At 44.8% G+C, this 14,436-nt stretch carries 10 protein-coding genes; 8 read left to right on the forward strand and 2 right to left on the reverse strand.

Annotation, left to right across the window (positions count from 1 at the left end):
• Window positions 1-117: 117 nt before the first annotated feature.
• The 8 genes from ACRD7A_RS09955 to ACRD7A_RS09990 all read left to right on the forward strand — a co-directional run bounded on the left by ACRD7A_RS09955 (window position 118) and on the right by ACRD7A_RS09990 (window position 11,056).
• On the forward strand, window positions 118-630 hold the full coding sequence (locus tag ACRD7A_RS09955) for a YfiR family protein (RefSeq protein WP_430811703.1): 513 nt from the start codon (window positions 118-120) through the stop codon (window positions 628-630).
• Window positions 631-653: 23 nt separating this feature from the next.
• Window positions 654-3,110, forward strand: coding sequence for a TonB-dependent receptor plug domain-containing protein (locus ACRD7A_RS09960; protein ID WP_430811704.1), 2,457 nt, complete (start codon window positions 654-656; stop codon window positions 3,108-3,110).
• A gap of 190 nt (window positions 3,111-3,300) precedes the next feature.
• Window positions 3,301-4,851: a glycine--tRNA ligase gene (locus tag ACRD7A_RS09965; RefSeq protein ID WP_430811705.1), complete on the forward strand. Its 1,551-nt coding sequence runs from the start codon at window positions 3,301-3,303 to the stop codon at window positions 4,849-4,851.
• A 311-nt stretch (window positions 4,852-5,162) separates the two neighbouring features.
• Entirely contained in the window at window positions 5,163-7,658 is a 2,496-nt protein-coding gene (locus tag ACRD7A_RS09970; RefSeq protein ID WP_430811706.1) for a YfhO family protein, read from the forward strand.
• Window positions 7,659-7,670: 12 nt separating this feature from the next.
• Window positions 7,671-8,159 carry a deoxycytidylate deaminase gene (locus ACRD7A_RS09975; protein WP_430811707.1) on the forward strand — a complete coding sequence of 163 codons (489 nt, stop codon included), beginning with the start codon at window positions 7,671-7,673 and terminating at the stop codon, window positions 8,157-8,159.
• Between the two features lie 33 nt (window positions 8,160-8,192).
• Entirely contained in the window at window positions 8,193-9,809 is a 1,617-nt protein-coding gene (locus ACRD7A_RS09980; RefSeq protein ID WP_430811708.1) for a S41 family peptidase, read from the forward strand.
• 169 nt (window positions 9,810-9,978) lie between these two features.
• Window positions 9,979-10,239 (forward strand): DUF4834 family protein, encoded by a 261-nt coding sequence (locus tag ACRD7A_RS09985; RefSeq protein ID WP_430811709.1) that lies wholly within the window; start codon window positions 9,979-9,981, stop codon window positions 10,237-10,239.
• 136 nt (window positions 10,240-10,375) lie between these two features.
• A complete protein-coding gene (locus tag ACRD7A_RS09990; protein WP_430811710.1) occupies window positions 10,376-11,056 on the forward strand; it encodes a hypothetical protein in 681 nt (226 codons plus the stop codon).
• On the opposite strand, the gene ACRD7A_RS09995 is transcribed toward ACRD7A_RS09990, so the two are convergent.
• Both ACRD7A_RS09995 and ACRD7A_RS10000 read right to left on the reverse strand, forming a co-directional pair.
• Window positions 11,057-12,307 (reverse strand): DEAD/DEAH box helicase, encoded by a 1,251-nt coding sequence (locus ACRD7A_RS09995; protein ID WP_430811711.1) that lies wholly within the window; start codon window positions 12,305-12,307, stop codon window positions 11,057-11,059.
• A 242-nt stretch (window positions 12,308-12,549) separates the two neighbouring features.
• Window positions 12,550-14,376: an ATP-binding protein gene (locus ACRD7A_RS10000; protein WP_430811712.1), complete on the reverse strand. Its 1,827-nt coding sequence runs from the start codon at window positions 14,374-14,376 to the stop codon at window positions 12,550-12,552.
• Window positions 14,377-14,436: the final 60 nt, after the last annotated feature.

The following is a 14,436-nucleotide window of genomic DNA, read 5'->3' on the forward strand; positions in this document are numbered from 1 at the left end:
TGGTTACCAATGGGATTCTTATGTCGTTAATTTCAGAACTATCGCTGGGGTGCATGATCGTACCATTACATTGATGCTTTCTGCAAAGCAATGTAGTATGTTTAACAAACTTAAAAGATGAGAAAAAGAATTTTGCTGCTATGTATTTTATGCATAGGCCTGGCGATGGGTAAAGCGAAGGGGCAAACGGCTACTTTTAAAGCGCTGTTTTTGTACAACTTTACCAAAAACATTGATTGGCCGGCTTCGCAAGGGTCAAAAGAATTGATCATTACGGTGTTGGGTGATGACGAAATTAGTGCCGAATTGGGGAAGATTGCCAAAGTGAAAAAAGCGGGCAATAAAACCATTAAGGTACTTTCAGTGAACAGTCTAAAAGAGATCAGGCAAAGCCACATTCTCTTCGTGGGATCGGCCAAGAGCGGGCTGATGAGTACGCTAAGCTATGAGCAGCGGGATAAGCCGGTGTTGATTGTGGGCGATAAGAGCGGACTGTGTAAGCAGGGTGCCGGTATTAGCTTTATGACTGTTGATGGTAAGCTGCGCTATGAGATTAGTCCCTCGTCCATTGCTAAGCATCAACTGAAAGTTACCCAGAAAATAATTAGTTTGGGCATTGAAGTCCAATAGCAACAACTATTAAAGTCCTAGAAATGTTAAGAACAAAGTCTTTTATTTCCATAATGTTTTCACTAGTGCTTAGCCTAAATGTGTTGGCGCAGGAAGGTGAAAACACCACTCTTACAAAAGAGAAAGTCCTCTCCATGACTACTGAAGAACTTAGTGCCTTGCCTCTTGAAGATTTAATGGCAGCTATTGATGTGGTTGGGGTATCCTCATTAGAGGAGTTGTACGAATTATTATTAAACAAAGATGTGACGTCGGCTTCGAAAGCTGAGGAAAGCCTGTTTGACTCACCTTTATCAACAACCGTGCTGTCGCACGACCAGATACTTGCCTCAGGAGCAACGTCTATTGAGGAAGCTTTGCGATTGGTACCGGGCTTAATTGTGCGCGAAAAAACCAATGGCAACTTCGACGTTCATATTCGGGGTAACGACAATCTGCCTGCAAAAAACATGACCTTATATTCTGAAAATATGAATACCCTGGTGATGATTAACGGGCGTCCGGTATTTAACTACTCGCATGGAGGAACTCTTTGGGAAACCTTACCGGTTAGCTTTGAAGATATCGATCGGATTGAAGTGGTGCGTGGACCGGCCAGCGCTCTTTATGGTCCGAATGCTTTATCTGGGGTGATCAATATTATCACTCAAGATATTACAGATGATTCGCCCATGCTAAGCGGAAACGTGCAGGCGGGTAATTTAAATACCCTTATTGGTGACATCGCCTTCCGTGAGAAAATAAATGAGAAATGGAGCCTGGGAATCACCGGTAATTTTGAAACCAGAGACCGCGAACGCGAAGAGCTTTTGATTTACGATCGCGATAATTCGCAATATACATTAGATGGCAAGCCAGTTGAACCAGGTTACTTTTCAGTTGGTGAAATTGACCGCCTGATGAACGGAATATTGCCCGTATGGCCTCCATATGATGTGAAGGATCAACGTTATGATGTCTATAAATCGTTTCCAAATCCTGAATTGGCAAAAGAACGCAAAGGCGTTAATGCCTATTTAGATTTTAAGCCGGGAGAAAGCACAACCATTAACATCATGGCAGGGCACCAGCAGTCGCAGGCCATTACATCGAGCATGGGCGATGTGCCAACGCCTTATACAACCAAAGAAGCATCTACATCGTATGTGGATGTACGAGCCAACCATAAGGGCCTCAATCTGCAAGCCAACTACAATGGTGGAACCATCGACTACATGTTGGGCAATGAGGGGTTTGAGCTCGATAATGAGCAGTTTAATATTCAGGCCGAATATGACTGGAATTTGGGTAAAGTGAATGTGCGTCCGGGTGTGAGCTATCAGTCCATGTCATATGACGATTCCAAACACATTGCCAAGTGGGGTAACGGCTACCTAAATAAGAAGCAAACGATTAATATTGTAGCCGGGAGTGCCCGCTTCGATTATCGCCCCTTTGATAAGCTGCGACTGGTAGCTGCTCTGAGAGCTGAGAAATACAATCAGCCAGATGATGTATATGCTTCCTGGCAGTTGGTGGGTTCCTATAAATTTGATGATAATAGAATTATTAGGGCGGTTTATTCCAGAGCTAATCAGTCCAGCTTTTTAGTTAACACCTACTCCAACTACACCTGGAACATCGTCAACCTGCCTCACCCACGTGTTATGCAGTTCGATGGGAATCGTAATCACGATTTAAAAACCATGGATATGTTTGAGTTGGGTTATCGCACCCGTCCATCCAAAAGCTTATTGGTGGATATTGAGGCCTTCTACAATATCTCGAAGGGTTTTGGAGCTTTACTCCCTGTTTATAGTGATGTTAATATAGACAATGCATTGGATGTTATTGGCGACCCAACTGGTGAAACAATGCCAATTGCAGCGCCCGATTCGGTAAATATTCGCTATGCTAATCTAGATATGGAATCGAAACAATTAGGTGCGAGTATAAATATTGACTGGGTAGTTTCTGAAAAGTTGGTAGCACATGGTCACTTAACTCTGCAGCAAACGAAATTGGATAATTACATGCCTTATAACCGTAATGAGTTAATCGGTTATTTAGCCGTTGATGCCACGATGAGTGCATTAACTGATCTGGGGAATCAATTGGCAGATGGAGAGATTTTGCCAGGAGACGTTCCTGCAGTTGTTAAAGGAGAGTCTTCGTCCTGGCCAACTGATACAATGGATGACTATGAACACAAAGCCACCCCATCATATTTTGGCGGTTTTTCATTAACCTATCGTCCTTGTAATAAGCTGGAAATATTCCCACAAGCATACTTCTATGGCAATCAAACTTATGAGGGACAATACACCACAGAATCAATTAATGGTAAATTCCTGCTAAATGCCAAGGTGAGCTATAAAGTCAGCGAAAACCTCAAGTTTTATGTGAATGGACGCAATATCCTGAATATGAAAGGTCGCGAGTTTGCTTATATGGATGAGATACCGGGCATGGTGCTGGGCGGCCTCAATTTTAGATTCTAAACACTGAATAGACAGATTAATAAGCGGGGATGCAGTCATTCAAGATTGCATCCCCGCTCTTTTGTGGGCAGATGAGAGTAGAAGGATTTCCTTACTTACTAAATTTCAACTATTTTTGTCCGGCCTTTGACGAATACCTTTTTTTGAAGAGGCCACTTATTAACAATGACAATCAGATAAAATATATAATATGGCACAAGAGGACGTTTTTAAGAAACTGGTGGCTCACTGTAAGGAGTACGGTTTTGTATTTCAATCGAGCGAAATCTATGATGGATTGGGCGCGGTATACGACTACGCACAAAATGGTGTTGAGCTAAAAAATAACATAAAAAAATATTGGTGGGATGCCATGGTGCTGCTCCATGAGAATGTGGTGGGTATCGACTCGGCGATTTTTATGCACCCCACTACCTGGAAGGCCTCGGGCCACGTGGATGCCTTTAACGACCCTCTGATTGATAATAAAGACAGTAAAAAACGTTATCGTGCCGATGTGTTGATTGAGGATCTTATCCAGAAGTTTGAGGAGAAGATTAATAAGGAGGTGAAAAAAGCAGAGAAGCGCTTTGGCGATAGCTTTGATAAGCAGCAGTTCCTGGAAACAAACCCCCGTGTATTGGCCAATCAGAAGAAGATTGATGAGGTACATGCCCGCTTTGCAAAAGCCTTAAACGACAACGACCTGGAGGATTTACGCCAGATTATTATCGATTATGAAATTGCCTGTCCCATTTCCGGCACTAAAAACTGGACCGATGTGCGTCAGTTTAACCTGATGTTTGCCACCGAAATGGGATCCACCGCCGATGGTGCACAAAAAATCTACTTACGTCCGGAAACGGCACAGGGTATTTTTGTCAATTACCTGAATGTGCAGAAGACTGGTCGCATGAAGCTGCCGTTTGGTATTGCCCAAATTGGAAAAGCCTTCCGTAACGAGATTGTGGCCCGTCAGTTTATCTTCCGTATGCGCGAGTTTGAACAGATGGAGATGCAATTTTTTGTGCGTCCCGGCGAGGAGATGAAGTGGTTTGAGTATTGGAAAGATGCGCGCCTGCGCTGGCACAAGTCGCTGGGCATGGGCGAGGAGAAGTACCGCTACCACGATCATGAAAAATTGGCGCACTATGCCAACGCAGCTACCGATATAGAGTTTAAAATGCCATTCGGTTTTAAAGAGGTGGAGGGTATCCACTCACGTACCGATTTTGACTTGTCGCAGCACCAGGAGTTCTCAGGTAAGAAAATTCAGTATTTCGATCCTGAGCTGAACAAGAGCTATGTGCCTTATGTAGTGGAGACCTCCATTGGTGTGGATCGTATGTTCCTAAGTATTATGGCCGGTGCTTATAACGAAGAGGAAGTTGAGGGTAAAGACGGAAAGATAGAAACCCGTGTGGTATTGAACTTGCCACCAGTGTTGGCACCTGTTAAACTAGCGGTGCTACCTCTGGTTAAAAAAGACGGACTGCCCGAAAAGGCACGTGCCATTATCGATGAGTTGAAGTTTGATTTCAATTGTCAGTACGATGAGAAAGATAGTATCGGTAAACGCTACCGTCGTCAGGATGCCATTGGTACACCTTTCTGCGTAACGGTTGATCACCAGTCGCTGGAGGATGATACGGTGACTATCCGCCATCGCGATACCATGGAGCAGGAGCGTGTGAAGATTGCCGAGCTGCAGGGTATCATTGGTAAGAAAGTAAGTATGCGTGAGGCCTTCAAAAATTTGTAAATAAGTTTTTCAGGTCGGCGGCGGTTAAAGTCACCTGCCATTATGATATCGCCCGGTTGATGATTCAATCGGGCTTTTTCTTTTAATAGAATAATCCGGAAAATATGCCCGGACCACAAATAAGGAACGCGAACTGACCCTTTCCTTTGCCGGAGATTTTGTACTTTTTTTGCTTGTCCTGGTTTGGAGGGGTGCCGAAGGTCTCAAGATCTGTTAAAGTGTAAATCCCTTTGTCCTGAGCCAACAGACCTATTTTTTCGTATTCCGATTACATTGCGTATTTTCACAAACTGAATAATAAATACTTTACCATGTTTGACAAATTGAAAGGTTATATACCCTATCTGGGTGCTTTTGTCTTATTTATCATTTTAAGTTTTGTGTATTTCTCGCCTGTGCTGGAAGGTAAAAAATTACCCCAGCTGGATAATACGCATGCCAAGGCCATGTCCAAAGAGTTAAAGGACCATGAGCAGGAAACCGGCCGAAGAGCCATGTGGACCAACTCCATGTTTGGTGGCATGCCGGCCTATCAGATAAAAGGCGATGCCAGTAAAAATATTTTTAGCTATCTGAATAAGGCCACGCGCCTGGGGCTACCCTACGAAACGGTGGCCATCGTTTTTTTATACATGTTGGGCTTCTACCTTTTGCTTTTAAGCATGAAGGTCGATCACTGGCTTAGCGTCATTGGAGCCATCGCTTTTGCTTTTGGTTCCTACAACCTCATAATTATTATTGCCGGTCACATTACTAAAACCTATGCCATTGCCCTAATGGCGCCGGTGGTTGCCGGGGTGCTGTGGTCCTATAACCGGCATCGTTTTATTGGGGGTGTTATTACGGCAGTTGCACTGGGTATGGAAGTGGCTTATAACCACGTTCAGATAACCTATTACCTGGCTTTTATGGTGGCTTTTATTGTGTTGGCGCAAGGTGTTTATGCCATTAAAGAGAAAGCTGTTAAGCCCTTTCTGCAAAGTAGCGCAGTACTGCTGGTGGCTGTCATGCTGGCCATATTACCCAATATAACCAACCTTTGGACGACCTACGAATATGGTCAGTACTCCATTCGTGGTGCCTCAGAGCTAACACCGCAAGACAGCGAGAAGGATCAATCGGCCGGATTGGATGTGGATTATGCCTTTGGCTGGAGTTATGGCATGCACGAAACATTAACGTTGCTTATTCCCAATGTGGTGGGGGGTGAGTCGGCACCGTTGGCCAATGCCGAGGCGGCCATGCAGCAGGTGGATCCGCGCCTGAAAGAGTATGTGGGACAGTCGAGTCAGTACTGGGGCGGTCGTGTATTTACCAGCGGTCCCGTGTACGCCGGCGCTTTGGTTTGCTTCCTGTTTTTTATTGGTGCCTTTTATTATAAAGGAAAGGAGCGTTGGTGGCTTATCGCTATTACCGTGCTTAGTATAATGCTGGCCTGGGGCAAGAATTTTCCGGCCTTTAACTATTTCATGTTCTATAATTTCCCGCTCTATAATAAGTTTCGTACGGTGGAGATGGCTTTGGTGCTAGCTTCCATGGTTATGCCATTGCTCGGTTTTTTAGGTTTAAAAAGCTTGTTGGATAATCCTTCACTCATTACAAAAGACAGTAAGTGGTTTGCCATTGCCTTTGCCCTTACCGGAGGTGTTAGTTTGGTGCTCGCTCTTTTTCCAACATCTTTTTACACTTTCCTGTCGCCTATGGAAGCGCAGCAGATTGGTGCTCAGATAAGACAGGGGGGCGATCAGGTGCAGATGTTTCAGGTGCTCGAAAGCAGTCTGATTGCTGCCCGTGCGGCATTGATGACGGCCGATGCATGGCGTTCCTTCGTATTTATCCTATTGGGTTCGGCATCTTTATGGTTATTTGCCAAAGGTAAGCTGCAGAAGCGTTATTTGATTTGGGGTATGGCCATACTGGTATTAGTTGATCTGTGGGGTGTTTCAAAGCGTTATCTCAATAACGATGATTTTGTGACTTCGTCGACAGCACGAAAAGAGTTGGCGCAGTCCAAAGCTGATCAGGCCATTCTAAAGGACAAAGACTATTACCGTGTTTTCCCTATCTATCGCGATCCCTTCAAAGATGGTTTTACACCTTATTGGCATAAGTCGGTGGGTGGCTTTCATGGTGCCAAGTTACGCCGCTTTCAGGATTTGGCCGATCGTTATCTGATTAACGACTGGCAGACCCTGATGCAGGTGCTGCAATCGGCTCAAACACCTGGCGACCTAGAGCTGGCACTGGAGAAGATGCCGGTACTTAACATGCTAAATGCCAAGTACATTATTTATAACCCTGGTGCAGACCCCATTTTTAATCCTTCCTATATGGGCAATGCCTGGTTTGTTAATGGTGTAAAAACGGTATCCGATGCCGATGCTGAGATTGCCGCCCTTGGCGAAACCGACCTGAGAGCTACAGCTGTGGTTGATCAGCGTTTTATGGATAAGGTGCAGGGTTATGCCACTGATTCGGTACAGGGGCACATTCGTTTGACCCATTATGAACCTGATTACCTGATTTTTGAATCCAGTACGCCACAGCAGCAGCTGGCTGTTTTTAGTGATGTATACTACGAGAAGGGCTGGAAAGCCTACATCGATGGTGATGAGGTGGATATTATCAGGGCCAATTATCTTTTACGGGCGCTTATGGTACCGGCTGGTCAGCATGATATTGAATTCCGTTTTGAGCCTTCTTCCTTTGCTATAGGTCAAACGGTGGCGGGTATCAGCTCATTGTTGGTATTGTTGCTCATCATGGGTGCTATCATAGTTGTAATACGTCAGAAAAAAGGATATTAGGAAACAAAACGCATGGACGCACAAAATAATACAACAAGCAAAAAGCAATTTTTACTGGATCAGCGCTATCTGGCCATGGCACGCATATGGGCGCAAAACTCCTACTGCAAGCGCCGTCAGGTAGGTGCCATTATTGTTAAGGACAAAATGATTATCAGTGATGGCTATAACGGTACGCCCTCGGGTTTTGAAAATGAGTGTGAGGATTGTAATAATCAAACTAAGTCGTATGTGCTGCACGCCGAGGCCAATGCCATCACCAAGGTAGCACGTTCCAATAATAGCTCCGACGAGTCGACCCTGTACGTTACTGCCTCGCCCTGCATAGAGTGTTCCAAGCTGATTATTCAGGCCGGTATTAAGCGGGTGGTCTTTGCCGAAAAATACCACAATACCGAAGGACTGGATTTGCTGGAAAGAGCCAATATTGAAGTGGTGCATATTCAGGATGAACTGATTAGCCTTGAAGATGGTTTAATTATAGGGAGCACACCGAAATAAGCAAGTAGTTAAGAATTTGAAAAAACGCATAACATGATGCAATCAAATACACGCAGACAAATATTTATGCCCTTTCTCTTTGCCCTTCTGGTAGCACTGGGGGTATTTATTGGACGTAATTTTATGAGTACGCCAATGGGCAAAGGAAACCCATTGATGATTTATCCGCAGGCCAATAAATTGGATGCCCTGATGAATCTGATTGAAGAGGAGTATGTGGATACGGTGGATCGACAGGCCATAGAAGAGCGTATTATCCCCGAGATACTGAAGGATCTGGATCCGCACTCGGTGTACATACCTGCCAAAGATCTGAATAAAGTGAACGAGGAGTTGCAGGGTAATTTTGGGGGTATTGGCGTGCAGTTTAGCATGCAGAATGATACGGTGATGGTGATACAGGTGATTCAGGGAGGACCGTCTGAGAAAGTAGGTATTCTGCCCGGCGACCGTATTGTGGCAGTTGATGATTCCACTATTGCCGGCATTGACCTGCCCACCGATGAGGTGATGAAGCGCTTACGCGGTGAGATGGGTACCGAGGTGAAGGTGGGGATTTTACGTCGCCCCAATAAAGACTTGATTGATTTTAACATTACACGCGGTAGCATACCGATCTATAGTGTGGATGTAAGCTACATGGTAGATGAAACCACCGGTTATATCAAGGTCGACCGTTTTGCTCAGAATACCTATCAGGAGTTCCTGACGGCGCTGGCCAAGTTAAAAGCCAATAATTGCCAGAATGTAATCATAGACTTTAGAGGCAACTCGGGTGGATTACTTGATGTAGCCATCCGTTTGTGCAACGAATTTTTGCCGGCCAAAGACCTGATCGTTTATACCGAAGGGAAAGCACAGCGTCGTCAGAATGTACATGCCAACGGAGCCGGTACCTGTCAGGATACCAAAGTGATTGTGTTGATCGATGAGTTTTCAGCCTCGGCCAGCGAGATATTTGCCGGTGCTATACAGGATAACGACCGGGGGCTGGTGATTGGGCGCCGTTCCTTTGGTAAAGGTCTTGTGCAGCAGCAAATTCCATTACCCGATGGTTCAGCACTGCGTCTTACCGTGGCGCGCTATCATACACCCAGCGGACGCTGTATTCAGAAGCCTTATGACCAGGGTGTGGATGACTACTATGAGGATTTGTACAAGCGCCTTGAGCATGGTGAGTTCTATAATCAGGACAGCATACACTTCGATGATGCGCTGAAATACACTACCAAAAATGGACGTATCGTCTATGGCGGCGGGGGCATCATGCCCGATATCTTTGTGCCCCGCGATACCTCAATGATCAGTGATTATTTTGTGCGCTTGCGCATGAATGGTATCATGTATCGTTATGCCCTTGAATATACCGATAACAACCGACAGAAACTGGAAACTTTGAATACTGCGGATGAGATTGAGAAGTACCTCGATAAGCAAAATTTATTGCCCGATTTCCTTCGTTTTGCCAAAGATAAGGGTGTGAAATTTAATCGTGAGCAATATAACTTGTCGCGCGACCTGATTGCCATAGAGATTAAGGCCACCATCGCACGTAATATTATAGATAACGAAGGATTCTTTCCCATATTCCATAAGGTGGATGATGTGTTTCAGCGGGCGGTTAAAGAGGCGGCGCTGATGACAGACTAAGGGTAGGTTTGGGAAGTGCCATTTTAATTTATCATTAAGGAACGGTTCTTTTATCAGCGCCTTGTGCCAGAGAACCGTTCCTTAATACTTTTACCGTCGTTTTGGCAGCCATGTGGCTTTAGCACGGTTATTGCGAGTTGATCATGTGTTTGACTAAAAATTATGACTTATGCTAGTTGGTCTTTTTAAAACCATATTCTTTCTAATAACCTTCTATTATCTCTTTAAAATCATTGGTCGTCTACTGCTTCCTTATCTTATGAAGAAAGGACTGGAACGTATGCAGAGCCAGCAGGGTGGGACTTATTATCAGCAGCGCAGTCGTACCCCCGAAGGTGAAGTGAAAGTGCAAAAAAATGCCCGTCAGAAGGGGACTAAGATTGTGCCTGAGGAGGAGGGCGAATACGTGGATTTCGAAGAGCTTAATTAAGCTGTTATTGATTTCGTATTTCAATCGACAGGTAGCCTATTTCGTGATACTTTGTGTTTTTCATGTCCTCAGGATAGGGACATATTGGCATGGTTGTTGTTAAAAAACAGCAAATTAACCCAAAAACATCTAAATCATGAGAATTCTTATTTTTATCCTTTTTAGCCTGGCTACCGGGCTGTGTTATTCACAAGCCGTTATAAGCGGATCGCTTGAAGAACTATGGTGGGATTTTAAAGGCGAGCAAATTAAAGATGGAAGTCATCAGTATGCCAGCTACAAAGGAAAGCCTTATATATTGGAGACTACAGATGCTGCGATTGTGCTGGATAAAAATAAAAGGGTAGAAGGCCTAACCATCCGTTACAACGTTTATAATGATCGGATGGAGTTAAAGAACGGAGATGTTTATTATAATATTTCCCTTGATGAACGTGTTCAGGAAGTTCATCTTGATGACCATCAATTTGCGGTAATGCGCTTCTTAGCGGGTAAAAGCAAAGCGCAGGGGTATTTCGAAACCATACTTAAAGATGAGAAGTGTAGTTTATTTTTACGGCATAACATGCTATTAAAAGAAGCTGAGCCTGCCAAGCCCTTTCAGGAAGAACGACCGGCAGAATTTAAGCAGCAGGCCGCAACGTCATTTATCCGATTAAATACCGACTATTTGGTCCCTGTTTATAACAAAAAGGATTTTTTAAACCTGATACCCGATAAGCAGGCACAAGTAGCCCGTTTCATAAAGAAACAGAAATTGAAATTTCGCAAGCCTGAAAGTGTACGCGAGTTGGTTGAGTACTACAACTCCTTGTAATTATTTACGTTTTTTCTTGGCACGTTTCTTTTTGATGGCCATAAACTCAGCTTCATCCTCCTCGGCCTGACGCATCAGCGTTTTCCAGTCGGCATGCGTTTCAGTTGAGAAATCGATGGTATCGGCGTATTCATCATGGTCTATTTCAGTAACATGAATAGGATGGCCGGTATACTTTTCGATGGCCTCAAGCAAGGGTTTCTCTTCCTCGCTGCAAAAGGCAATAGCAGTTCCTTTTTGTTTACCCCGTCCTGTACGCCCTACTCTGTGAACGTAATTTTCAGGTTGTTCGGGTAAGTCGTAATTTACTACAATATCTACGTTGGGTATGTCAATGCCACGGGCACTCACATCAGTGGCAATCAGTAGCTTTACTTCTCCATCCTTAAACTGCTGCATAGTGGCATCCCGTTGCTCCTGCGATTTGTCGCTGTGAATGCTTACGGCTTCTATTTTTAAGCGTTCCATGGCTTTTAGCACGCGTTCGCAGCGTACTTTGGTGCGTACAAAGGCCAGTATCTTCTTATCTTCGTTGGCACGAACGATGCGCTCCAGGAAAAAGCGTTTGTCATCCATTTTGATGAAGGCTACCGAATGGTCGATGTTTTTCGCCACCGGGTTTTTAGGCGATATCTGAATGCGTATGGGACGACGTACCAGCGAATAGGCCAGTTTCTTAATTTTCTGATCGATGGTGGCTGAAAAGAAGAGGGTCTGTCGGTTCTTAGGCAGGTATTTAATAAGGTCTTGTATGTCTTTATAAAAACCCAGATCCAGCATATGATCTGCTTCATCGAGTACCAGCATTTCTGCATTGTACACTTTTACTACGCCCTGATTGATGTAGTCGAACAGGCGTCCGGGAGTAGCAACCAGCACATCGGTACCTTTCTTAAGACGCTCCACTTGTTCTGTTTGGTCGACACCGCCGTAGATGGCGGTAAACTTCAAGGCGGTGTTTTTGCCAATCTGCTTGAATACATCGGTGATCTGACGTGCCAGTTCGTGGGTTGGCACCATTACAATACAGCGCACGCCGTCGCGATTCTTACGTTTTTTTTGCAGTAGCTGAAGAATAGGAATCACAAAGGCGGCTGATTTGCCGGTACCGGTTTGTGCAATGGCCAATACATCTTCTCCTTCGAGTATGGCCGGAATGGCCTTAAACTGTATGTCGGTAGGGCGCTTGTAGCCCAATTGGTCAATGCTTCGGGTTATTTTTTCGTGTAAACCAAACTCTTCAAATTTCATCTGCTGTGTATTTTTGGCAAAGATACGATTAAATGTAAGAATGATGGCAGTATGAACTCAGCCAATCAGCGCAAACGCATTTAATCTTTAATAAATCTTTCAGTCCGTTGATAGGCCTCCTAAAATTCAGTTGCAAAAGGAGTTGGAGTGCTCTCTTTTCAAAAGAGGAGTGCCACGTAGTAGGAAGGAAGATGTTGTTAAATGCATTCAGGCTGTATTGTCCAATACAGAGTTGCTGTGCTTTATTGCCCATTGCCCGGCACATAGCGGTTGATGGTCGAAAGCAGGTCCTCGTAGCCAATGGGTTTGGCAATATAATCATCGCATCCGGCGGCCCGGGATTTTTCTTTTTCTTCGCTCATGGCATAAGCCGTTTGGGCAATGATCGGAGTATTTTTGCTCAGGTTTTTTATTTCGCGGGTGGCTGTGTAGCCGTCCATCTGTGGCATTTTAATATCCATCAGCACTAGGTCGATGCCGCTAACGCGCTTAAACACATCCACGGCTTCCTGCCCGTCGCGTGCCCATATGAGGCTGGCATTGGACAGCGCCAGTGCCACTTCAATGTAACGGAAGTTATCCTCTTCATCCTCGGCCACCAAAAAGGTTTTTCCCTCCCAGTTATAGTCTCTGTGGTCTGTTGCCTCATCATCCGTCATATCAGCTGTCAGCGCCAGTCGATGGTAGGGTAGGGTGAAGTAAAATGTGGTACCCACCAAGGGTTCCGACTCCACCCATATATCACCACCCATTAGGGTTACCAGGTGTTTGGCGATGGACAGACCAATGCCGGTTCCTCCATACAAACGCTCTTTGTCGCTGTTGAATTTCGAAAAGCGTTTGAAAATCTCATTTTCTTTGCCCTTGGGCAGTCCTATGCCGGTATCTTTTACATAGAAGCGTAAGAACTGATCGTCCTCTTGGGTATAACCAAATTCCACGAAGCCCCTTTCGGTGAATTTAACGGCGTTGCCTACCAGATTTACCAGTATCTGCCTAAGACGGTGCTCATCGGTGAGGATACGTATGTTTTTATCGCTCACACCTTCTTTCAGGTAAATCTTAAGGTTAAATATCCCACGGCGTTTGATGTCATCCAGAAACGATTCATACACCTGCATCATAATATTGTGCAGTTTACAGGGTGCGTTCTTAATCTGTAGCTGGCCGCTGTCTATCTTTGATATATCAATAATATCTTCCACCAGTGTCATCAGGTTCTTGCCGTTGATGCGTATCAGATTAACAAATTCCTCTTTCTCGCCAGGACTGATATCAGGGTGCGACAGTAGGTTGGAGAAGCCCAGGATAGCGTTCATCGGCGTTCTTATCTCGTGCGACATGTTGGATAGGAATGAGGTCTTCAGCTGATCACTCTCCTCGGCTTTCCGCTTTGCCAGTGCCAGGTCTTCGTGCTCACGACGCAGCAAGCGCCTGTATCGCGTCTCTTTTTCCAGGTTGAAAATTAGACCCTTCAGTAGGCTTATTAGGGGCAGTAGCGTGAGTAGGGTTATGACCAAAAGTAGCAGTGACGATTGAATGTATTCATCCTGTGAAAGGCTAGTTTTAAACGGTAAATGTAGGAAAGGAGCGTAGTGGATGATGCCGATAACCGTAAGGGTGGTTGCGATGATAAGTACCGACATCCAGGCTCTGTTGGGTCCTACCAAAATTCCTGACAGCAGGGCATTAGCAATCAAAAAGGCATAGCCCAGTGCTGGGCTGCTTGCCTCCAGTAGTAAATAAGCACCAATGAGGTAAAGGAGAAAAAGCAGCCACGACACCCTGAATTTTAAAGGAAGGCTGCGCACGGTAGTGACAAAAACAGCTGAGAAAAACAGGATGGAGGCAAAGATGGTATGTACATAAGCCGCCTGTTTTAGAAAAGACAAGCCGAAATAAAGATAGACAACAAGGCCGATAAACAGAAAGCCCAACGAGAAATAGTGAAATATTCTTTCACGCCAATAGAGCAGACCATCACCCGAACGCAGGGCGGTGGGACCTAACCTCCTTCGTACAAATACATCTAATTTTCTATATAGCCTTGCCCCGGTAACTTTTCCCATAAATCGCTTAAGGCATTAATGCGTATTGGTTAGTCAATGGTTGATTAACGATTTCATGTT

This window comes from Carboxylicivirga longa (genome assembly GCF_050589825.1).
GTDB lineage: Bacteria > Bacteroidota > Bacteroidia > Bacteroidales > Marinilabiliaceae > Carboxylicivirga > Carboxylicivirga longa.